Here is a 21,739-nt window from a genome sequence, read left to right as displayed (position 1 = left end):
GGCTTGTATGGCGATTACGGCTTTGCATGCGGCGTGGATGCAAGAGTGAGAAATGTTCGGTCTTCTTTCAGGATGAACTTCTCTCTCATAGCGAACTCATAGTTTTCGCGTCCAAGTGGATCATTTGCAAGAGTGGCTCTGTATTCTTCATAGTGAGCCAAGCTTTGCACATTGTAGATGCCATAGGCCAATGTGGTGGAACCTTCATGAGGGGCATAATAGCCAATCAGGTCTGCTCCACATCGTGGGATCGCCTGCCCCCAATTGCGTGCATATTGTTGGAATTCTGCCTTTTTTGTCGGATCTATCTGGTAGCGGATGACACAGGTGAGCATCACAAATCTCCGGTTCAATTCATCGATGTCCCCGGTGTAACAAGCTGGCATGTGCAATTGTTTCGATCGTGATCGAACAATCAATTCTGCGTGTGTGCTATAGTCATCGGGTAGAATTCAAGGATGGAGCCCCCTCATGAAAGAAGGTCCGAATATTGCCGGGATTGCCGCGCTCATTGGAGATCCGGCACGGGCGAACATGTTGCAGGCTCTTATGACTGGCGTGGCGTTGACGGCCAGTGAACTGGCTCAAGAGGCTGGTGTCACGCCTCAGACCTCCAGTTTTCATCTGGGACGACTGGCGGAGGCCGGTTTGGTTACCCTGCGCAGACAAGGGCGGCACAAGTATTACAATCTGGCAGATGCTGATGTTGCGGCTTTGCTGGAAGCCATGAGCGGGATTGCCATGCGCGCTGGTATGACCCGTGTGCGGACTGGACCAAAGGAGCCTGCCCTGCGCAAAGCCCGAGTTTGTTACAACCATCTGGCTGGAGAGTATGGGGTGCAGGCCTATGACAGTCTGCTGGCACGAGCGTTTTTGGTGGAGGACGGCGAGCAGCTTCATCTGACTGGCGACGGGCGATCCTTCCTCAGTGAACTGGGCGTGGTGCTACCGGACAAAGAGAGCAAGCGGCGCCCTTTGTGTAAATCCTGTCTGGATTGGAGTGCTCGGCGCTCTCATCTGGCAGGAATTGCGGGAACCTCCCTGCTCTCGTTTTTTCTGGAGCAAGGCTGGGCCAAGCGCGTGGAGGGAAGCCGCATTATCGAGTTTTCCAAAAGCGGCGATTCTCACTTTCACGCCATATTCTCCCTTTAAAATTGAGGGGCAGACAAAGCTTACACGTCACTTTCATAGTGCCAGAGGCAGGGCACACTAAGATTTCACAGGGAAGTTATGAGGTACAAACCCGCGGGATTCCGGGGATACGTACCTACCCCTAAGAAATTACACTTGGGTATAACTTGCCGCAGGCGCGAGGGCGCTCTATATTCCGTCACAAGTTGACGTTTACGCAAACGTTAAAGCCATGCCTCTAGGGTTGGTCGGAAGGAAAAATTGCTATGCCGAGTTATAGTGCTCCCGTCGAAGACACTCTCTTTTTGCTCAAAGATGTTTTGGGTTATGAAAAACATTCCAACTTGCCTGGGTTCTCCGAGGCAACGCCGGATCTGGTTGAAGCCATCTTGAAAGAAGGCGCAAAGTTCTCTGAGGAGATCGTGCAGCCGCTGAACCATTCTGGCGATAAAGCTGGTTGTATCCGCCATGATGATGGCTCCGTGACAACGCCTCCAGGCTTTAAAGAAGCCTACAATGCGTATGTTGAAGCTGGCTGGGGTGGTTTGTCCGTTCCTGAGCAGTATGGTGGTCAGGGCCTTCCGTCCATCTTCTCCGGCATTGTGAATGAGTACATCTGTTCGGCCAACATGGCGTTTGCCATGTATCCGGGCCTGACAGCTGGCGCGATGGCTGCTCTGCATACTCATGCAAGTGACGAGATCAAGGACACCTACCTGCCTAAGATGGCAACGGGTGAGTGGACTGGCACTATGAACCTGACCGAGCCACATTGTGGTACGGATCTGGGCATGCTGCGCACCAAGGCTGTTCCGCAGGCGGATGGCTCCTACAAGATTTCCGGCACAAAGATCTTCATCTCTGCAGGTGACAACGATCTTTCCGAGAACATCATTCACCTCGTTCTGGCTCGCATCGAAGGCGCTCCTGCCGGTACCAAGGGTATTTCCCTGTTTGTTGTGCCGAAGAAGTCACTCGATGCAGATGGCAATCCGGGTGAAATGAACGGCGTTTCCTGTGGTTCCATTGAAGAGAAGATGGGCATCCACGGCAATGCAACCTGCGTCATGAACTATGACGATGCGACTGGTTTCCTCGTTGGTGAGGAAAACAAAGGCCTGCGCGCCATGTTCGTGATGATGAATGAAGCGCGTCTTGGCGTTGGTATTCAGGGTCTGTCCCAGTCCGAAGTGGCTTACCAAAACGCGGTTACCTACGCGAAGGATCGCTTGCAGGGTCGCTCCCTGACCGGACCTAAGGCACCAGATAAACCAGCTGATCCAATCATCGTGCACCCAGATGTGCGCCGCGTGTTGATGACTATCCGCTCCTTCAACGAAGCGGCACGTGCTCTTTACATGTGGACTGGTCTGCATGGTGATGTGTCTCATCTTTCCGAGGATGAAGCTGAAAGACAGTCTTCTGACGACATCATGGGTCTTCTGACCCCAGTGATCAAAGGCGTTATCACCGATAAGGGCTTTGACAACGCTGTGATGGCTCAGCAGATTTATGGAGGCCATGGTTACATTCAGGAATGGGGTATGGAGCAGTTCGTTCGCGACGCTCGTATCGCCATGATCTATGAAGGTGCCAATGGCATTCAGGCGCTTGACCTTGTTGGCCGTAAGCTGCCAGCAAACGGTGGCCGCGCTATTCAGGCATGGTTCAAGGAAGTTGGCGCACTCGTAAAAGAGCATGAAGGCGACGAAGAGCTGAGCGTTTACACCACAGCGCTGAAGCAGTCTTTGAAGGACCTTCAGGCCGCGACCATGTGGTTTATGCAGAACGCAATGAAGAACCCAGACAATGCGGGTGCCGGATCCAACGACTACATGCACCTGTTTGGCCTTGTTGCCCTTGGTTACATGTGGACCAAGATTGCGATTGCAGCAAAAGGTAAAATTGCTGAAGGCGCAAACGGCAAGGAAGACTGGCTGAACACCAAATTGACCCTTGGTACCTTCTTCATGGAGCGTATCATGCCGGAATCTTCTGCTCATCTGGCTCGCATCTCCACTGGTGCGGACACAATGATGAGCCTGGACGCAGAAGCGTTCTAATCACATTACCGTAACTCAAGGGCCCGGGACCTATCCCGGGCTCTTGTCCTGCCCTATTCTCAATCTGATATATTAAGCTGACAGATTTTAGGAGTGCGATATGGCGGAATATGAACTTCAGTGTTTTGCGCAAAGCGGCAATGCCTACAAGGTTGCGCTGATGCTGGAGCTTTCCCAGGCATCATGGACCCCGACTTGGGTTGATTTTTTCAATGGTGCGACCCGCGATCCTGAGTTCCGCAGTGAGCAGAACGAGATGGGGGAAATTCCCGTGCTGATCCACGGGGAAACACGGCTGACCCAGTCTGCCGTGATACTGGAATACCTTTCCCAGCAGCTTGGCACATTTGGCTGGGAGAGCGAGGAAGAACGCCGGGAAATCCTGCGCTGGCTTTTCTGGGATAACCACAAGCTGACCAGCTATGTGGCGACCCTGCGCTATATGCGAGCCATGGTGAAGACCGGTGAGACCGATGTGACCCGCTTTTTTGAAGGCCGGACCATCGCCACGTTGAAGGTGCTGGACCAGCGCCTTGCAAACAGTGACTTCCTTGTTGGAAATCGCCCGACAATCGCAGACCTTTCGGTGTGCGGATACCTGTTTTGGCCAGAAGAGATTGGTGTGGACTTCGGCCCTTATTCAAATGTGAATGCATGGCTTGAGCGGATTAAGGCCCTGCCCCATTGGGTAGCCCCTTATGACCTGATGCCCGGCCACCCCTTGCCTACACCAGCCTGACCAATTTTTGCGGAGGACAATATGGCAGACGCCCTTATATTCGATCATGTGCGCACCCCACGCGGGCGCGGCAAGAAAGACGGCTCCTTGCATGAAGTTTCGACAGCGCGCCTTGCAGCGAACGCTCTTGAAGCCATCAGAGACCGTAATGAGCTTGATACGAAGCTTGTAGACGACGTTGTGCTTGGCTGTGTTGACCCAGTGGGTGATGCAGGCTCTGACATTGCACGCGCTGCTGTCTTCGCAGCAGACTATGACCGCTCAGTTCCTGGTATCCAGATCAACCGCTTTTGTGCGTCTGGTCTGGATGCGGTGAACATGGGTGCCTCCCAGATCATGTCCGGTCAGAACCAGCTGGTTATTTCCGGCGGTGTTGAAGCGATGAGCCGTGTAGGTCTTGGAGCTTCTGGTGGTCCTTGGCCTGCAGACCCGCAGGTGGCTATTCCTGCTTACTTCATGCCTCAAGGCGTTTCTGCTGACCTGATCTCCACCAAATACGGTTTCTCCCGTGATGACGTGGATGCATACTCTGTAGAAAGCCAGCGCCGTGCGAAACAGGCATGGGATGAAGGCCGCTTCAAGAACTCAGTTGTTCCTGTACGCGACATCAATGGCCTGACTATTCTGGACCGTGACGAGCACATGCGTCCTGAAACAAACATGCAGTCTCTTGCTGGCCTGAACCCATCCTTTGAGATGATGGGCAGCATGGGTGGCTTTAACGCTGTTGGTATTCAGGCCCATCCTGAGATCGAAAAGATCAACCACATGCACCATGCTGGTAACTCCTCCGGTATCGTGGATGGTGCTGCTGCTGTGCTGATGGGTACTAAAGAGGCTGGTGAGGCTTACGGTCTGAAAGCACGCGCACGCATTAAAGCGTTTGCAAACATTGGTTCTGATCCGGCACTCATGCTGACAGGTCCGGTTGATGTGACCGAGAAGCTTTTGAAAAACGCTGGCATGGAAATTGGCGACATTGACCTGTTTGAGCTGAACGAAGCCTTTGCGGCTGTTGTTCTGCGTTACATGCAGGCGTTTGAGATTGACCACGCCAACATAAACGTAAACGGCGGTGCAATTGCAATGGGTCACCCACTTGGTGCAACTGGCGCAATGATCCTTGGTACAGTTCTTGATGAGCTGGAGCGTCAGGACAAAAACACTGCTCTTGTTACGCTGTGTATTGGCGCTGGCATGGGCACAGCAACCATCATTGAGCGCGTTTAAGGGGAGAGACGAACATGACTTACACACACTTTACCCTTGAAACCGATGCGGACGGCTTTGCAGTTCTGAAATGGGACTCGCCAGAAAAGCCGATGAACGTGTTTGACGAGAGCGTCATTCTTGAGCTGGACAAAGTCGTCGATGACATTTCCGCTGATGATGCGATCAAGGGCGTTGTTGTTGCTTCTGGCAAAAAAGCATTCTCTGCTGGCGCTGATCTGAGCATGATCGGCAAGCTGCTTGCTACTTTCAAAAAACGTCAGGCTGTTGATGCAGAAGGGGCTGCGAAGGACCTGTTTGACGGTTCTCGCAAACTGTCTCAGGTGTTCCGCAAACTGGAAACCTCAGGCAAGCCCTATGTAGCTGCTGTGAACGGCGTTTGTATGGGCGGCGGTACAGAGCTGGCACTGGCCTGTCATAAACGGATCGGTGCTGAAGAGAGCCTAAAAATGGCTCTGCCTGAAGTGAAAGTCGGCCTGTTCCCGGGTGGCGGTGGTACGCAGCGTGTTATGCGTATGGTTGGCGATCTGCAGGGTGGCTTGCAGTTCCTGCTGTTGGGGCAAACCCTTGATGCCAAGAAGGCCATGCGCCTGAAGTTGATTGAAGCTGTTGCGCCTGAAGTTGAGCTGATTGCTGCTGCCAAGAAGATGTTGGCAGATGGCGTTGACGCTGCCCAACCTTGGGACAAGAAGGGCTTCAAAATCCCAACCGGTAAGGTTTACTCCCCATCCGGAATGCAGTTCTGGCCTGCTGCGAACGCGATCTACCGTCAGAACACCTATGACAACTATCCGGGCGCACGCTACATGCTGCACTCTGTTGTTGAAGGCCTGATGGTACCAATGGACACTGGCCTGACCATTGAGAGCCGCTACTTTGCCCATGTTCTGCAGAGCAAGGAAGCTGCCGCTATGGTTCGCTCTCTGTTTGGCTCCATGCAGGAGCTGAACAAAGGGGCTCGCCGCCCAGCTGGTGTGCCTAAGACACAACTGAAGAAGATTGGTGTGCTTGGTGCTGGCATGATGGGTGCAGGCATTGCTTACGTGACAGCGAAAGCTGGCCTTGAGGTTGTTCTGATCGACCAGTCTCAGGAAGCTGCTGACAAAGGTAAGGCTTACTCTGAAGGCCTTTTGGACAAAGCTATCAAGCGCAGCAAGTCTACTCCTGAGAAAAAAGAGAAGCTGCTGAGCCTGATCACTGCGACGACTGACTACAACGCCCTGAGCGATGTGGATCTGGTAATCGAAGCTGTGTTCGAAGACCGCGAAGTGAAGCGCGTTGTGACCGAGAAAGCAGAAGCAGCAATGCCAGCTTCCGCAGTTTACGCGTCTAACACATCTACTCTTCCAATCACCTCTCTGGCAGAAGCGTCATCGCGTCCAGCTGACTTCATCGGCATTCACTTCTTCTCTCCGGTAGACAAGATGATGCTTGTTGAGATCATTTTGGGTGAGAAGACCGAGGACAAGGCAACAGCTGTTGCTCTGGACTATGTGAAAGCCATCAAGAAGACCCCGATTGTTGTGAATGACAGCCGAGGCTTTTACACCTCCCGCGTGGTTGGCACTTACGTTCGCGAAGGCATCATGATGCTTTCCGATGGTGTACCGGCAGCCATGATCGAGAACGCTGGCAAGATGGCAGGCATGCCTGTTGGTCCGCTGTCTCTGGGTGATGAAGTTGCTCTGGACCTTGCCTGGAAGATTAAGGAAGCGACCAAGAAAGACCTTGGCGATGCTTATCCTAACAGCGGTTTTGACACCATTTTGGATGCAATGGTTGTTAAGAATGAGCGTTTTGGCCGTAAGAACACCAAGGGCTTTTACGACTACAAAGGCAAAGACAAGGCTCTGTGGCCTGGCATTACTGACATCACAGGTCCATCCAAGTCTGCCGATGAGTTCGACGTTGAAGAACTGAAGGACCGTCTGCTCGGCATTCAGGCTCTTGAAACCGCTCGCGTGTTTGAAGAGAACTGCCTGACAGACGTTCGTGAAGCAGACGTTGGCTCTATCCTCGGCTTTGGCTTTGCACCGTTCTCCGGTGGCACGCTGTCCTACATCGACGGCATCGGCACCAAAGAGTTCGTAGAGCGCTGTGACAAGCTGGCTACCAAATGGGGCGACCGCTTTGCACCAAACAAACAGCTGCGCGCAATGGCAGACGCTGGCGAGACCTACTACGGTAAGTTCTCCCCTGCAGAGGCTGTCGCAGAAGCTGCAGAGTAAGACAGATTTGGCTGGGCTTTACTGCTCAGCCGTCTGGTTTGAGATTGAAACGCCGGTGGGAGAAATCTCATCGGCGTTTTTGTTGGAATAGCACTCGTTGCCAGCTTTTGGCTTTAAGAAGCGTTTACGGCATCGGAGTGGTGTTCACGAGTTCTTTCATGCTGCGTTTAATTAGCTCTTCTATTTTGCTGAAGAGGAAGGTTGTTTTCATAACGCAGGCATGATGCCCCATAGCCGAGATTGTTCTCATCATATTTTATCTTGTGATCGGGATTATTATGCGGCTCACCAAAGCACTTCCTGACACAGCGACAAAGGTGTTTGGTGGCTGGGTCATCTACGTTGCACTACCAGCTATGGCCATCAAGAATGTGCATGGGGTTACCGTTTCAGCTGACTGGTGGTTTGCAGCTGCAACTCCGTGGATCGGTGTGAGCTTTGCAATCCTGTTCTTTGTTCCCATTGGCAAGTACTTCAAGTGGTCGTGGCAGAGGATTGACGCGCTTCTGCTGGTTGCCGGATGGGCGAACACCAGCTTTGTCGGCCTGCCGATGATTTCAGCCCTTGCAGGTAACCAGTATCTTGGCGTCGGGCTGGTGATCGACCTGTTTGGTTCTTATCTTGCCCTTTCCATTCTCGGGATCAGCATTGCGACCGTTGCCAGTGCCGGTGCTTTTGAACTGCCAGTGATCGTTCGGCGCATTCTCACGTTTCCCCCGTTTTGGGCGATCATTGTTGCACTTGCGACCAACCATCTGGGCCGTCCGGTCTGGATTGATGATGTGGTCGGCACACTGGCCGACACGCTGACGTCGATGGCTCTTGCGGTCGTTGGCTTTGCCCTGAGAGTTGAGCACTTAAAAGGGCGGAGGGCTCCTATTGGCCTCGCCCTTACCTTCAGTTTGGTTCTAGCGCCGCTGTTCCTGTATCTGGTTTATGCGGGTCTTGGGCAGCTGGAGAACAACATCGCCCGCATCGCCTTTCTGGAAATGGCACTGCCCCCATGCTGGGCGCAAGCCTGATCGCGCTGCAGTACAACCTGGAAAGCGAGCTGGTCGCCGCCAGCATCGGCGTCGGCGTCCCCCTCTCCCTGGCCACAGCAAGCCTCTGGTGGTTCTTTGTGTTTGCGGGTTAGGGCTTGTAAGGATAAGCGTTATAGTTCAGTCATCGGAATCAAGATATCAATGAGTGCGATATAGCGAACCTCACATGGAAGAAATCAAAGTAAGCAATTTCAAACAGTTTCTTGATCGCTTTGGAAGCTTTGACGGAGCAGCCCTAGAAAAAATCGAATACGTCACTAGCAACAAGCAGAATGACTATACTGTCTCGCTGCTCTTTAAGGCTGTCGATGTTTCAAGAACTATTCACGGTACTTTCGGACCAGAAATGTATGTAAAGATAACAGTCTCTGGAGAAGTAGAGTTTAGGTTCAGAGAGCTGTCAGGTGGTGTATATTCGGTACTGAATGACGAAATCATAATTACTTTTGACGGCCAGAAAACCTTCATAAATTTTGACGCAATGCATTCAAAAGACTGGAATACTGTTAATTGGACAACAGAAGAGACTAGGCGTTCCGAGTTTTATGTGGCTGGTAACTGTGCTTGCTGGGAAGTTTTGCAGGAAGACCACCTTATAAACGCTGATCCCCACTAGTAGACTCATACTTTCAGTTACCTAAGACCAGATCCCCTCCACTCATACACCTTCTCCTCCGCCCTCTCCTCAACCAGCTCAAAACCATGGCGGAGGTAGAAGGGGTTGGCGCGACTGTTGGGGAGGACGTCGAGGCGGATGGGTTTGGTTTGGGTGGTGGCTTGTTGCTTCAGTAGGGTGAGTATGTCTGCTCCGATACCGCGACCTTGTGCATTGGGGTGGAAGTAGAGGCGTTCTAGATAGAGATGGTCTTGTTTGTCCCACAAAACGTAGAAGCCCAGAACTTCGCTGTTCTCCATGACCTTCCATGTAGAGGCAGGGTCGAAGCTGTCTTTGAAGTATTGCCGGTAGAGTTCATGGTCGAACATACCGTTGGCTTCCATATTTTCTTTCATAGCTTGCTGGCGGATGTCTGCGAGCAGGTCGAAGTCAGAGGAGTTTGCAGGTTCTAAGCACCACTTTGAACATTTCGGCGCATACTCATAGTAGTTGTTAACGCCCTCAGAATGCGTGAGGTGGAAGCCGTGGTGCTGGTAGAAGGCGTTGGCGCGGCTGATGCGGAGAGCGTCAAGGCGGATGGGTTTGGTTTGGGTGGTGGCTTGTGTCTTGATCTGTTGCAGGATCTTTGAGCCGATGCCTAAGCCTTGCGCTTCAGGTAGCAGGTAGAACATATCCAGATACAGGTGATCAGGGTGGTTCAGGACTACATAGAAGCCGATGGTTTTGCCGTTCCTCAGGATTTTCCGGGTCTTCTCAGGGGCGTACTCGCTTAGGAAGATCTCGCTGGCTTTGTCGTGCTGAAACAACCCATTGGCTTCCGCGCTTTCCTTCATGGCCGTATAGCGAATGTGCTGAAGTTCTTCGAAGTTGTCCGGCGCTGCTGTTTCAAATTGGAAAACAGGCTCAGGCGTGAACTCGTAGTAGTTGTTGAACTCCACATTATGCGTGAAGTTGAAGCCTTGTGCCTGATAGAACTTATTGGAGTTGCTGACACGAAGCGCACCCAAGCGGATTGGCTTGCTGACTTGAACTGCGTGCTGTTTGATGTTTGCAACAATCTGCGCACCTATGCCCTGCCCTTGTGCCTTCGGGTGCAGGTAGATCATGTCGAGATGGATGTAGTCCTGATATTCATGCACTGCTGTGAAGCCGAGCAATTCTCCGTCTAGCGCAATATTTAGTGTGGCTTCCGGTTTGTAGTCTTCAAAGAAATGTCTGCGCGCAAGGGCGTAGTCCGTCAGACCGTTGGCTGCCCATTCGTCCTTCATTGCCTCATGTCGCAGGTTTGCAAGCTGTTCGATATCTTCCGGTTCGGCACGTTTCAGAATGAAAACTGGCGTGCTTGGTTCGATGCTTTCCAGAGGGAGTTCGTAGTAGTTGTCGAAGTCTTCGCTGTGGGTATGCTGGAAACCGTGACGTTGGTAAAAGGCGTTGGCTTTGCTTTGTTTCAACGCACCAAGGCGGATGGGCTTTCCGTTTGAAACCGCGTGTGCCTTGATCCGGGCGATTACTGCAGCTCCGATGCCAGTGCCTTGAGCGCTTGGGTGGACATAGAGATGGTCCAGCCAGATGTGGTCTGGCCGGTCCCGCAGAACATAAAACCCAAGTATCTGCTGTCCGCTCACGAGCTTGAAAGTGTCTTCGCAGGCAAAGCTTTTCAGGAAACGCTCACGTGCTCTTTCAGGGTCGAAACGGCCCAGCGCTTCGAGGCTTTCGCGCATGGCCTGAACACGGATGTTTGCGAGGAGATCTGCGTCGTGTGGTTCCGCAGCGTAGACAATAAACGACACACCAATAACTTTCAGCACTAACCTGAGCGTACAATTTGGATTTGCATCTATGCAATATCCCTCAGGCTTCCTATATAGAAATCAATGTTAAGCAGTATGCACTAAACTTAGAACAGTCAAACTGCTTTAGCCTTTGATTTCAGCGCGTATCCTTATTCCAAAACCGGCTTTGGCTTTTGCGGTGCGCTTTAAAATTTGCGGAGATTTTGATGTCAAACGATAAGTTCAACCGTTTTCTGGGAGACTCGCCGGGGCGCGTTCTCATTCGGCTGATTTTTCTATCTTTGATTGTTGGGATTATTTTGGCTGCGCTGGACTTTTCACCGCTGAGCCTGATCTATTCCGTGCAGGACTTCTTTCTCAGAATCTGGAATATGGGCTTCTCAGCGATTGAACGCTTTGGCTCCTACTTCTTCCTTGGAGCCATCGTCGTCGTGCCGTTGTGGTTCATTACTCGCCTTATGAACTGGCGCGGACGTTAACCGCGCCTGCTCCGGCAGGGAAACCATTACTGCATACAGATGTTGTGTATGTTGGTTGACAAGTTGTCGAAGATCTCCGGATCTTCGCTTGTGTTGCCAATCAAAACGGCGACTTCCAGTGCTGCTAGCACGAAATCAGATTTCACCAGCGCTTCTTCAGAGGACCAGCTGCCACTGTATTCCAGCAGGTCTGCCAGCCAGACACGGTTGCGGCGAGCGAAAGTCGCAGCAAGTTCCTGAAGTTCATCCGGCAGTTCTTCATCCTTATCGCCCAGCACTGCTGAGAGGAACAGTTCACCACCATCTGCCATACCTGCCTGGAAGGCGGCGATGTATGTATCCAGCGCTCTGCGGAAGTGAAGGGTTTGCGTGGAAGGGTCACCCAGGATCTGCAGGAAGCGGTCGATGTACCTTTGCAGCACGGCATGCTCTACCCCCTTATTGGAAGAGAACATTTTCGAGATATCCTGCTCGCTTGTTCCAGTACTGCTGGCAAGCTGATCGACATCCAAGCCCAACAGCCCGCTTTCCCGGATCATGTAATCCGCAGTATCCAGTACAACGCTTCTATTGGTGACCACAACACCCATACGTGTCTCCTAGCCTTCCGAGGCATTTTATTTGCACTTTACGGAGGGGATACTGCGCATTTTTCATAAAATGGCAAGACACATTTACTTATTCAGTTCTTAAAGGTGGAATATTATATTTTACTAAAATTTTATATAAATAGGACTTGTTTTTGAATCATAAGTACTTCGCTGCCACTTGATACAGATTAGAATGCCGGTTAACCAATAGTCTAAGATTATACGAATAACCACCTCCCAACACACCTGCAAGTGGAAGTCTCTCATTCCTTACCAGTTTAAAGACCAGTTCCTCTCGTTTTCTCAGCCCCTCATCAGAGAGTGCAAGGCGCCCTAAACGGTCATCATGATGAGGGTCAACACCCGCATTGAAGAACACCAGGTCAGCTTTGAAACTGGTGAGAACCTGCTTGAGCGTGTCCTCCAGAATCCCAAGATATTCGTCATCCTCCATGCCATCAATCAGAGGCACATCAAGTGTGGAGGCTTTCTTTCGGACGGGATAGTTCTTTTCTGAATGGAGGGAGAGTGTGAAGACACTGGTGTCATGCGCGAAGATATCAGCCGTCCCATCTCCCTGATGAACATCCAGATCAATAATGAGCACTCGGCGTGCCATGCGCATGGCCTGTACCGCCCTCACCGCGACGGCCACATCGTTGAACACGCAAAATCCCGCTCCTTGCGCGATACGGGCGTGATGCGACCCACCGGCAGTGTTACAAGCGACACCATGTTCCAGAGCCAACATTGCCGTGAGCAAAGACCCTCCTGTTGCGCATTGCGCTCGGAAGGAAACGCTTTGGGTCATGGGAAAGCCGATTTCACGCGCGATGGCGTGGGGAACGTTGCAGCTGAGGACCTGATCGACATAGTCTTTTGCGTGCACCCGCAGCAGGTCTTTTCTGGAGATTGGCTCTGGCTCATGGAAATCATAGAGAGCACCGTCTGGATCGGTTTGCTTCAACCATTGAGCCAATTCAGCATACTTGCGCATTGGGAACCGATGATTTTCGGGAATGTCTGCCGTGTAGGCTGGATGGTGCACGATTGGGAGCTTCACAGGGGCAGTACCTTCTCTGAAATCACTTTTGCTTTGTCGTTTCCTGATCCGAAAACTGGTCTCCATGCTTGGAAGATACACTCTTATCTATAGCAGGTCTGCGCGATATGGTATGGACAAACGAAGAACAAACCAATATGCCAATGATACTTTGATTATCCAATCCATTTTGAGCTGCTTGCTGGTGCTGCACTCGTTCGTTTGAAGGTCTCCTGCGTGTCTACAAGTTTCAAGGTGACGAACCGCTCTTTCCTTGCGCTCGCCGTTCCTATGACACTGGCGTATATCTCTACTCCATTGCTGGGGTTAGTTGATACTGCTGTGATTGGACAGCTGCATGATGCGGCCCTTTTGGGTGGGCTGGCTGTTGGCACGATCCTTTTTGATGTAATTGGCGCATTCTTCTATTTCTTGCGCGCAGGAACGACAGGCCTTGCTGCACAGGCTCTTGGTGCCAACAATGGCAATGAACTGCGTGCAGTGCTCGCTCGTGCCCTTCTGCTAGGTATCATTGGCGGCATTGTCGTCATCTTTTTACAGTGGCCGCTTCTAAGGTTTGGCTTACCTATTATTGGCGGGACGGATGCGGTGCAGGAAGCCGCGGCCACATACTTTGCGATCCGTGCGTTTTCAGCACCGTTCGTACTTGCCAACTATTCCATTCTTGGTTGGTATCTGGGCCTCAGCAAAGCCGGTATCGGACTGCTCATTCAAACCTTCCTGAATGTCATCAATATGGTGCTTTCTGTTGTGTTTGTGCTCGGGTTTGACTGGGGTATTCCCGGTGTCGCCGTGGCAACCTTTATTGCAGAGATGCTTACATTTGGCCTCGGTCTTTTTCTAATCAAGCGCGAACTCCGCGGCGCACGCCTGCCTTCGTTTTCTCAGATCATCATTTGGGAGAAACTGAAGCCGATGCTGGCATTGAACCGGGACATCATGATCCGGTCCATGGTGATGCTGTTTGCTTTCGGCTTCTTTACCTCTCGCAGTGCTGCTCAGGGAGAAGTGGTGCTTGCCGCCAATGCTGTGCTTGAGAAGTTCATTCTAATCGCAGCCTTCTTTCTGGATGGTACGGCATCAGCTGCAGAACAGGTGATTGGGCAGGCAATCGGGGCCAAACAGCGGACTGCCTTTCGCAAAGCACTACGGCTGTCCATCGGCTGGGGCTTTGGGCTTTCCTTTGGTGCGGCAGTCGTGTTGTGGGTGGCTGGCGGACCAGTTATTGACCTGCTGACAACCCATACAGAGGTGCGAGAAACAGCGCGTACCTATATGATCTGGGCTGTACTGACGCCGATCATTGGCACACTGGCCTTCCAGATGGATGGCGTATTTATTGGCGCGACATGGTCTCAGGACATGCGGAACTCTGTTGTGGTCTCCACCATTCTGTTTCTTGCCAGTTATTACCTGCTTTATCCGCTCTACGGAAACCACGGCCTGTGGTTCTCATTGCTGGTGTTCTTCGGCGCGCGTGGTTTGACCCTTAGTTATCTCTGTGTGGTTCGCGAACGCCAGTATTTTGGTGCTCTCCAAAAGGCATAATTTCAGGACTTCCTTTGCTAAAGAAAGCTTGTCTTGCCCGATATGCATACCCGGGCAAGACGCAAGTCGCATGCTAAGCAATGTCGATGGTGACTTTGCCCATGTGCTGTGCCTGATCCATGTAGGCATAGGCCTCGTTGATCTGGGACATGGAGAAAGACTTGTCTATGAGCGGTTTGATCTGGTGCTTAGAAACAAACGCGCACAGGTTTTCAAAATAAGCGCGGGAGCCGACCAGAACACCTGACAGCGAGGAGTTCTTTAGAACCAGCTGACTGATGTTCTCAGGGGCGTGAGCCCAACCTGTCAGAACGCCTACCTGCGTGATCAAGCCATGAGCGGCTACGGCACGTATGGATCGCTCCAATGTGTCCTTACCGCCAAGGTCCAGGACCACGTCAGCGCCATGCCCATCTGTCAGTTTTCTCAGTTCGACATCCCAATCTGGTGTTGTTTTGTAGTTGATGGTTATGTCTGCTCCCATCTCCTTTGCTTTCTCCAGCTTTTCATCAGAGGAGCTGATGAGAGCAACACGGGCGCCAAACGCTTTGGCGAGTTGTAGAGCAAAGATTGCAACACCGCCTGTACCTTGTATCAGGACAGTTTCCTCTGGCCGCAACATACGATGTTGCTCAAAAAGGGCGTGCCATGCTGTGACGCCAGCGCAAGGGAGTGTTGCTGCGTCCTGAAAGCTCATATGATCTGGTACGCGTACAAGAGTGTCCTGATGAAACTTCGCTTGCTCTCTTAAGACACCCGGCTGTTCAGCTGAGCTGATTGCAGATGAGAGGGCATGTGGCTGGAAAGGCCCCTCCAGCCAATCCTGAAAGAAAGTCGGCATGACACGGTCTCCAACAGACCACTTTGTAACCTGCTCACCCACTGCGATAACTTCCCCTGCCCCATCGGACAAAGGCACAAGATCCGCAGGCATTTCGCCGTACTGACCTTTTCGGATCATCTGATCTCGTGCGTTCAAGCTTGCGGACTGCAGGGCAATCTTCACTTCAAATGGCCCGAGCGGGTCTGCCGGGAACATGTGGGGTGCGAATGAGCTTTCGTTTAAAACTATGCCTTGGTGATGATTTTGCGCATGATGAGGAGTGGTCATTGAATGATCTCTTATTGAAAAGGGATGGGGCTGCTCGTGGCAGCCTTTAAGATTTTCTTGAATTGATGCGCCTGATCTCACTACGCGGGCAACGAGGGCTCCTTCGATTGGTTTGAAAAGGAGGGAGATCAGGCACACAGCCGCTTTTAGCTGGCGAGTTTACTTGCAATTCTCGCAACATGACGGCCCTGATCTCGGGCCAGTTTCAACTCATCCTCGCTTGGCTGGCGAGAGCCATCCGGGCCTGCAATGGTGCTGGCACCATATGGGGACCCACCACGCACTTCAGTGATCTTGGCAAGTTCCGGACTGGAATACGGAAGGCCGACAATCATCATGCCGTGGTGGGCCAGAGTCGACCAGAAGCTGGTTATGGTTGTCTCGTTACCACCGCCTGTTCCGGTGGATGTAAACACCGAGCCAACTTTGCCAATCAGGTTACCAGCAGCCCATAATCCTCCGGTTTGATCCAGAAAATTACGCATCTGCGATGCCATGTTGCCAAAGCGTGTGGGGGTTCCAAAGATGATGGCATCATAGTCTGCCAGCTCACCGGGCTGTGCAATGGGTGCCATTTGATCCAGCTTGAAGTGACCGTTTACAGCAACCTCTTCAGGCACAAGTTCCGGCACGCGTTTCACGACCACAGTCGTTCCGGCGACGTCTTCAGCCCCCTCACGGATGGCCTCTGCCATTGTTTCGATGTGGCCGTAGCTTGAATAATATAAAACGAGAACTTTGGTCATGGGTCTTCCTTCGTGTTGTTCTTAAAGCGAAGGTAGAGCACCACGGGGAATGAACAATATTACATTATATAGATTGTCTGTTCATTAAATATTGACAGTCAAAGGAGATTTCATACCGGTCCGAGGGAAGGCAAATATCTTTGGCTGGTGTTTTCACACGGAAAAGGCCGAACTTCCCCGAAGCCCGGCCCCCTTTACCGATATGAGTGCGCCTTTAGCTCTCCAGCGATTTATCTGCCCAGATGTCATTGTCGATGCCGACAAGTTCCTGCAAGTTGGCAACACCGCGTGCGGCGACCAGACGCGACAGATGATGATTGATCTTCTTCACCAGCGTTTGCCCCTCATAGACCATGCCGGAATAAAGCTGGATCTGGTTTGCGCCTGCGAAGATCTTTGCAGCTGCTTTTTCTGGTGTGTCTACACCGCCTACTCCAAAGAGCGGTAGATCGGGGCCAACTGCGCGTCGGGTTTTCGCCAAAGCGATGGTGCTGCGCTCAAACAGGGGTGCGCCTGACAGGCCACCTGCTTCCTTGGCCTGCTTCTGATCCTTCAGCGTGGATGGGCGGGCGATGGTGGTGTTGGAGACAATCATGCCATCAACTTGGCTGGTCAGGACGACTTCTGCAATTTCCTTGAGCGCCTCGTCGGTCACGTCTGGGGCGATTTTGAGCATGACGGGCACCTTACGGCCCAGGCGGTCTTCTTGCTCGTTGCGCGCTTTCATAATGGCGGTGAGCAGATGCCCCAGTGCATCCTTCTCCTGCAAGTCTCGCAGGCCGGGTGTGTTAGGAGAGGAAATATTGGCAGTCAGGTAATCCGCCAGTTCTGCAAAGCGCTTTACACCCAGAACATAATCCGCAACACGATCCTCTGAAAGCTTGTTGGCGCCAACGTTGATGCCAAGCACTCCCGGTGTTCGGCCTGCTTTGCGGATGCGCTCGTAGACGACATCATGGCCGTCATTGTTGAAACCATAACGATTGATCACGGCGCGGTCTGCACTCAGGCGAAAATTCCTGGGCTTTGGATTACCTTCCTGCGGCAGAGGGGTGACCGTTCCCACTTCTACATGACCAAATCCAAGTTTCATCAGTGGTGCAATGGCTTCGGCATTTTTGTCGAAACCTGCTGCCATGCCCACCGGATTCTTGAAAGTCAGATCGCCCCACTTGTATTCGAGGGTCTTGTCCTCGATCTGGCCGAATGTTGGCGCGAGACCTGAGGCCAGCATCTTGATGGTTGCGTTGTGGGAGGTCTCCGGGTCCAGACAATGCAGTGCCCTGATACCGACTTTGTTTATGAGGTTTTCAATCGACATTTACAGCTCCGGAAACTCGTGATTGCCATTTGCATCTAATGGCAAAGGTTTGACCCATATAGCTTTGGAGGCGGGAAACTTGCCATAGAGATGCGGAAAAAGCGTTCCCCCCCGGGAGGCTTCCCACTTCATTTGCTCTGCAGGGAAATCTTCGCTTTCAACGGCAATCAGCAGCAAGTCGGTTTGTCCCGCAAAGTACAGCGCTGCTGTTTCTTTCACGGTCTCGGCGCTGGAAAAGTGGATATAACCATCGGCCAGATCGATCGGTGCACCCGCAAAGAAACTGGCTGCTTCAGCTTCTTGCCAAAGCGCCCTGGGGGCGATCTTGAATATGAGGGACATGGGACTTGCCTTTCAGGAGAGACGTCTACTCAACTGAAGTCATGCTCTTACATCCACAAATCAGTGGCTGGCAACCCCTCTCTTTCGTCTAGAGCTTGCAATAGGAGTTTATTCACCACATACAAGATTTCTTTGAGATGCGGCCGCAGTTGGCTTTTCTGATCTTATCTGCGGTCGTTTCAGGTGACGCCATTGCTGCCGCAGGAGGATATATGCTGGATCACGAACACCTTTGGGCCGCACTTGATAAGCTGGCTGCGCAGCATCAACTGACGCCCTCAGGACTGGCGCGCAGAGCTGGGCTTGATCCGACCTCTTTCAATCCTTCCAAGCGGTTCGCTGCAGATGGTCGTCCGCGTTGGCCTTCCACAGAGTCGCTTGCCAAGGTGCTGGAAGTCACCCAGATGCCTTTCTCGGACTTTGCCGCTTTGCTGCAAGATAAAGCAGAGATCTCAAGTACACATTTCAGGTCTTTTCCAGCTTTTCTGTGCACGAGTGATGAGTTGAGGGAGGTTGATCCGCAGCAGCTTTCCGATTTTCAGTTGGATAAATTCTGCGATAGCTTCATTTTTCCCAGTTCTCAGAGTGAGAAATTCTTCGCGCTTGAAGTTTCGAGTAATAGTTTTGAACCATACTACAGGGAAGGACAAATTCTCATCGTCTCTCCCGAGACTTCTTTGCGGCGGCATGATCATGTTTTGATAGCAACCAAATCCGGAGATCTTCATTGCGGTGCTTTGCAACGGCAAACAAACGAGCGCATTGAATTTCGGCGGGACACTCCTGACGATAAGCCAAGGGTGGTTCAGGTTGCAGATCTGGTTTGGGCAGCAAGAATTTCATGGGTGAGCCAATAAGCAAACAGGGCGCTTATGCGGATTACCAAGACCACAAGTATTCTTTTTGGAGCTTTGCTTCTTGGAGCCGGGTTTTATGCGCTGACAGAGTACAATGCAGCGACAGCCCTGCGTGGGAATGCGCGCACATTGTACCGCCCTTCCTCGTTTCCTGTTGAGCATAAGCCGACAGCAGAAGAGAAGCAGCGAGAGCTGGCTGCGCTTGAAGCTGCCCGTGTTGCAGCTGAGGCAAAAATTCCCAAGACACCGCCCAAGCATCCTCAAACACTTCGCAATGTTGGCGGCAGTCGCACGCCCCCTCCTCCTGTAACGACGCAGCTCCAACGCGTTGCACATGTGAAAGTACCTCGCAAATCCAAGCAGCCTCCTCCGAAGGAACTCGTGCTGTATCGCCCTGTTGCCGTTGACGGTGCAACTCTAAGTGATAAAAATAAGAGAATATCCCTTCATCACATTCAGCCTGTACCGCTCAGCACAACATGCCCCAGTGAAGATGGTGAAAGATGGCCGTGCGGTATCAGAGCACGGACGGCTTTGCGTGCTTTTATCCGCCAGAAGCGTGTCACCTGCTCAGATATGAAATCAGTGCAAACAGATGAATATGCTGCTTCCTGCAGTGTGGGCAAACATGATCTTGCCACTTGGCTGATTGAAAATGGTTGGGCCAAGGCTGAACGGGATGCGCCAGTTTCACTGAAAGAGATCGCGGCACGGGCTCGGCGGTCTGAGCAAGGCATCTGGCGTTCCAAGCTGGTTCAGCTGAGCGAGGATGAAACCGCAACACTGGTAAACTCCTGGGAGGAGCTGGATGATGACAGCACCTCAACCACACCGCTGGTGATGGAAGGAGAGCCTGCAATAATCTGGCGTCCACGCAACAGCGCGGCTGCGGAGACGTCTGCCACCGAATAATTCATTTTTTACAGGGCCTTGGAGAATAAAAACATAATGTCAGGGTTTTGGAATACACTTAAACGAGAGGCCTGCTTTCTTGCAGGTGCAGCAACCACAGCCTTCTTCTTTCTGGCTGGGGCGGATCTCTTATTGCCCACCTCCGGTCTCTTTGTGCAGATGTTCTGTTTCATCTGGCTTTTCGGTGTCATGCTGTGGTGCGCCTTTGGCGTGGTGCGCCATGCAGACTGTCTGGCCGTCATTCTTGGTGAGCCCTATGGAACGCTGATCCTGACGCTCTCGGTGATTGGCATTGAGGTCTCTCTGATCGTTTCCATTATGCTGACAGGTGGGACGAATGAGCCTCTGGCCCGGGATACGATGCTGGCGGTGCTCAATATCGTGCTGAATGGCATGGTGGGCATCAGTCTGCTTCTGGGAGGGCTCAAGTACGGAGAACAGCCTTTCAACACACAGGGCGCCCGCTCTTTCCTTTCAGTCCTTATTCCACTCGCGACTTTTTCTCTGATCCTTCCCCGCTATACGACCTCAACGGCTGACCCTTCTCTTTCGACGGGACAGCAGATCTCATTTGCGGTGATGATCAGCCTGCTCTATGCGATCTTCCTTGCCACTCAGAGCATCCGGCATAAGTCTTTCTTCATTCAGCCTAAACCACACTCTGGTGTGGCTCTGTCCTTCCTGATGGCGAAGGATGAAGCGGAAGACGATAAGCATGCTCACGATGATGATGATCATCATGATCTGGAGATCTATTCAACCAGCTATCACGCGATCTTCCTGATCCTGACCATGCTGCCGATTGTTCTGCTTTCCAAAAAGTTCGCGGTGCTGGTGGACTTTGGCATTGCCAGCTTTCATATGCCTGCTGCGTTTGGTGGTGTTCTCGTTGCGCTTCTGGTTCTTACTCCTGAAGGCTTAGGCAGCTTCCGTGCGGCACTCTCAAACAGGTTACAACGCTCCGTGAACATCTGTCTTGGATCAGCTCTGGCGACCATCGGTTTGACTGTCCCGGCTGTTCTGATCGCAGCCGGGATCTTTGACATTCACATTGTGCTGGGTGTGAAGGATACGGACATGATCCTGCTCCTCCTGACACTCATTTTGAGTATGATCACGTTTACCGGCAGTCGAACGAACGCCCTACAGGGCGCTGTCCATCTGGTGTTGTTTATCTTCTACTTCATTCTGATCTTCCAGCCCTAGCAGATCACGCTCAACCAACTCGTTGATCACATGATCCACCCAGTGCTGATTACCAATCGGCGCTGCGTGGATTCCGTCCTCGCAGAAGCCCTCAGCCGTGATCCCCGGAGTGACGGAGATAGCAATGGCACCGCGCTCATGGCACAGCTGTGTACCGACACGATTGATCATCTGTCGGCGAGGTTCCAGAACAGCACCTAATCCCCACGAGAGCGCGGGCACGTTCATTGGTGACATGAGGTTGGACCAGTAAATCCGGGCATGAGGGTACTTGCTACGCAATGCATAAATCAGCTCGCCGAACCCTTTCTTCCAGGCTTTGCCAGAGCGGAAGTTCTTCAGGTCATTAAAACCGATACTGATGTAAATGTGTGTGTAATCGGCGTGCGGCAGATTGGGGACGACCACATCACGGATTTGGCTGGAGGTTGCAGAGTTGTTGCCAGCAGCCCGCCATTTAACAGGCCGTCCGGATACCCCTGCCATTTTGTGAGCCATCTTACAGGTCAAGCCATTTGTCGTGTGGTCCAGCCCCACTCCAGCAACGGAGGAATCGCCAACAACAAGCAGATTGATCAACTGGCCCTGACCGGGAACCGCACCAAATTGCGGTCCTGGTGCTGGTGACAGCCTTAGGGAGTTAGCACGGGCACGCAAGCCTTCGAAAATGTAGACGGGTAAAAGCGCCCAAGTTAGCCAGCTAGGAAAAGACATTAAAAAA

At 52.2% G+C, this 21,739-nt stretch carries 22 protein-coding genes; 13 read left to right on the top strand and 9 right to left on the bottom strand.

What is annotated here, in order from left to right:
* Positions 1-14: 14 nt before the first annotated feature.
* Positions 15-335 (bottom strand): NIPSNAP family protein, encoded by a 321-nt coding sequence (locus tag PsAD26_RS08310; RefSeq protein WP_063287326.1) that lies wholly within the window; start codon positions 333-335, stop codon positions 15-17.
* Between the two features lie 136 nt (positions 336-471).
* On the opposite strand from PsAD26_RS08310, the gene PsAD26_RS08305 reads away from it, so the two are divergent.
* The 8 genes from PsAD26_RS08305 (at position 472) to PsAD26_RS08275 (ending at position 9,050) form a co-directional block, all read left to right on the top strand.
* Positions 472-1,152 (top strand): winged helix-turn-helix domain-containing protein, encoded by a 681-nt coding sequence (locus PsAD26_RS08305; protein ID WP_063309996.1) that lies wholly within the window; start codon positions 472-474, stop codon positions 1,150-1,152.
* A gap of 245 nt (positions 1,153-1,397) precedes the next feature.
* Positions 1,398-3,194: an acyl-CoA dehydrogenase C-terminal domain-containing protein gene (locus tag PsAD26_RS08300; RefSeq protein ID WP_063309995.1), complete on the top strand. Its 1,797-nt coding sequence runs from the start codon at positions 1,398-1,400 to the stop codon at positions 3,192-3,194.
* Between the two features lie 100 nt (positions 3,195-3,294).
* A complete protein-coding gene (locus PsAD26_RS08295) occupies positions 3,295-3,933 on the top strand; it encodes a glutathione S-transferase (RefSeq protein ID WP_057464945.1) in 639 nt (212 codons plus the stop codon).
* 21 nt (positions 3,934-3,954) lie between these two features.
* Positions 3,955-5,163 (top strand): acetyl-CoA C-acetyltransferase, encoded by a 1,209-nt coding sequence (locus PsAD26_RS08290; protein WP_057464944.1) that lies wholly within the window; start codon positions 3,955-3,957, stop codon positions 5,161-5,163.
* Positions 5,164-5,177: 14 nt separating this feature from the next.
* On the top strand, positions 5,178-7,391 hold the full coding sequence (locus tag PsAD26_RS08285) for a 3-hydroxyacyl-CoA dehydrogenase NAD-binding domain-containing protein (RefSeq protein ID WP_063309994.1): 2,214 nt from the start codon (positions 5,178-5,180) through the stop codon (positions 7,389-7,391).
* Positions 7,392-7,669: 278 nt separating this feature from the next.
* On the top strand, positions 7,670-8,413 hold the full coding sequence (locus PsAD26_RS08280; protein ID WP_244278182.1) for an AEC family transporter: 744 nt from the start codon (positions 7,670-7,672) through the stop codon (positions 8,411-8,413).
* On the top strand, positions 8,395-8,526 hold the full coding sequence (locus PsAD26_RS30335; protein ID WP_275507196.1) for a hypothetical protein: 132 nt from the start codon (positions 8,395-8,397) through the stop codon (positions 8,524-8,526). The genes PsAD26_RS08280 and PsAD26_RS30335 overlap by 19 nt, the downstream gene beginning before the upstream one ends.
* Positions 8,527-8,600: 74 nt before the next feature.
* On the top strand, positions 8,601-9,050 hold the full coding sequence (locus tag PsAD26_RS08275; protein WP_063309993.1) for a hypothetical protein: 450 nt from the start codon (positions 8,601-8,603) through the stop codon (positions 9,048-9,050).
* 17 nt (positions 9,051-9,067) lie between these two features.
* On the opposite strand, the gene PsAD26_RS08270 is transcribed toward PsAD26_RS08275, so the two are convergent.
* Positions 9,068-10,840 carry a GNAT family N-acetyltransferase gene (locus PsAD26_RS08270; RefSeq protein WP_208985572.1) on the bottom strand — a complete coding sequence of 591 codons (1,773 nt, stop codon included), beginning with the start codon at positions 10,838-10,840 and terminating at the stop codon, positions 9,068-9,070.
* A gap of 209 nt (positions 10,841-11,049) precedes the next feature.
* On the opposite strand from PsAD26_RS08270, the gene PsAD26_RS08265 reads away from it, so the two are divergent.
* The gene (locus PsAD26_RS08265) at positions 11,050-11,322 is read left to right on the top strand and encodes a DUF6460 domain-containing protein (RefSeq protein ID WP_063309992.1); all 273 of its coding nucleotides are present in this window, start codon (positions 11,050-11,052) and stop codon (positions 11,320-11,322) included.
* A 26-nt stretch (positions 11,323-11,348) separates the two neighbouring features.
* On the opposite strand, the gene PsAD26_RS08260 is transcribed toward PsAD26_RS08265, so the two are convergent.
* Positions 11,349-11,912, bottom strand: a complete 564-nt coding sequence (locus PsAD26_RS08260; protein WP_063295636.1) for a TetR/AcrR family transcriptional regulator — start codon at positions 11,910-11,912, stop codon at positions 11,349-11,351.
* A gap of 157 nt (positions 11,913-12,069) precedes the next feature.
* On the bottom strand, positions 12,070-12,909 hold the full coding sequence (locus tag PsAD26_RS08255; RefSeq protein WP_063310092.1) for a histone deacetylase: 840 nt from the start codon (positions 12,907-12,909) through the stop codon (positions 12,070-12,072).
* A 282-nt stretch (positions 12,910-13,191) separates the two neighbouring features.
* On the opposite strand from PsAD26_RS08255, the gene PsAD26_RS08250 reads away from it, so the two are divergent.
* Positions 13,192-14,523: an MATE family efflux transporter gene (locus PsAD26_RS08250; RefSeq protein ID WP_063309991.1), complete on the top strand. Its 1,332-nt coding sequence runs from the start codon at positions 13,192-13,194 to the stop codon at positions 14,521-14,523.
* Positions 14,524-14,596: 73 nt separating this feature from the next.
* On the opposite strand, the gene PsAD26_RS08245 is transcribed toward PsAD26_RS08250, so the two are convergent.
* The 4 genes from PsAD26_RS08245 to PsAD26_RS08230 all read right to left on the bottom strand — a co-directional run bounded on the left by PsAD26_RS08245 (position 14,597) and on the right by PsAD26_RS08230 (position 18,043).
* Complete coding sequence (locus PsAD26_RS08245) at positions 14,597-15,634, bottom strand: NAD(P)-dependent alcohol dehydrogenase (protein ID WP_084403605.1); 1,038 nt, start codon at positions 15,632-15,634, stop codon at positions 14,597-14,599.
* Positions 15,635-15,780: 146 nt separating this feature from the next.
* On the bottom strand, positions 15,781-16,380 hold the full coding sequence (gene wrbA, locus PsAD26_RS08240; RefSeq protein ID WP_063309989.1) for an NAD(P)H:quinone oxidoreductase: 600 nt from the start codon (positions 16,378-16,380) through the stop codon (positions 15,781-15,783).
* A 214-nt stretch (positions 16,381-16,594) separates the two neighbouring features.
* Positions 16,595-17,701: a quinone-dependent dihydroorotate dehydrogenase gene (locus PsAD26_RS08235; protein ID WP_063309988.1), complete on the bottom strand. Its 1,107-nt coding sequence runs from the start codon at positions 17,699-17,701 to the stop codon at positions 16,595-16,597.
* The gene (locus tag PsAD26_RS08230) at positions 17,702-18,043 is read right to left on the bottom strand and encodes a DUF952 domain-containing protein (protein WP_063309987.1); all 342 of its coding nucleotides are present in this window, start codon (positions 18,041-18,043) and stop codon (positions 17,702-17,704) included. It lies immediately after the preceding gene.
* Between the two features lie 212 nt (positions 18,044-18,255).
* On the opposite strand from PsAD26_RS08230, the gene PsAD26_RS08225 reads away from it, so the two are divergent.
* Genes PsAD26_RS08225 through PsAD26_RS08215 form a run of 3 tightly spaced genes read left to right on the top strand, consistent with a single transcriptional unit; the run spans position 18,256 to position 21,018 of the window.
* The gene (locus PsAD26_RS08225) at positions 18,256-18,900 is read left to right on the top strand and encodes a helix-turn-helix transcriptional regulator (RefSeq protein ID WP_063310091.1); all 645 of its coding nucleotides are present in this window, start codon (positions 18,256-18,258) and stop codon (positions 18,898-18,900) included.
* Positions 18,901-18,915: 15 nt separating this feature from the next.
* Entirely contained in the window at positions 18,916-19,812 is an 897-nt protein-coding gene (locus PsAD26_RS08220) for a thermonuclease family protein (RefSeq protein ID WP_063309986.1), read from the top strand.
* Between the two features lie 36 nt (positions 19,813-19,848).
* The gene (locus tag PsAD26_RS08215) at positions 19,849-21,018 is read left to right on the top strand and encodes a calcium:proton antiporter (RefSeq protein ID WP_063287311.1); all 1,170 of its coding nucleotides are present in this window, start codon (positions 19,849-19,851) and stop codon (positions 21,016-21,018) included.
* Here PsAD26_RS08215 and PsAD26_RS08210 read toward each other — a convergent pair.
* Entirely contained in the window at positions 20,956-21,732 is a 777-nt protein-coding gene (locus PsAD26_RS08210; protein ID WP_084403604.1) for an SGNH/GDSL hydrolase family protein, read from the bottom strand. The genes PsAD26_RS08215 and PsAD26_RS08210 overlap by 63 nt on opposite strands.
* Positions 21,733-21,739 lie beyond the last annotated feature (7 nt).

The sequence above is a fragment of the Pseudovibrio sp. Ad26 genome (genome assembly GCF_001623285.1).
Classification (GTDB): Bacteria; Pseudomonadota; Alphaproteobacteria; order Rhizobiales; family Stappiaceae; genus Pseudovibrio; species Pseudovibrio ascidiaceicola.
Note: the sequence above shows the minus strand (reverse complement) of the source record. Positions and strands in the feature narration are given on the sequence as shown.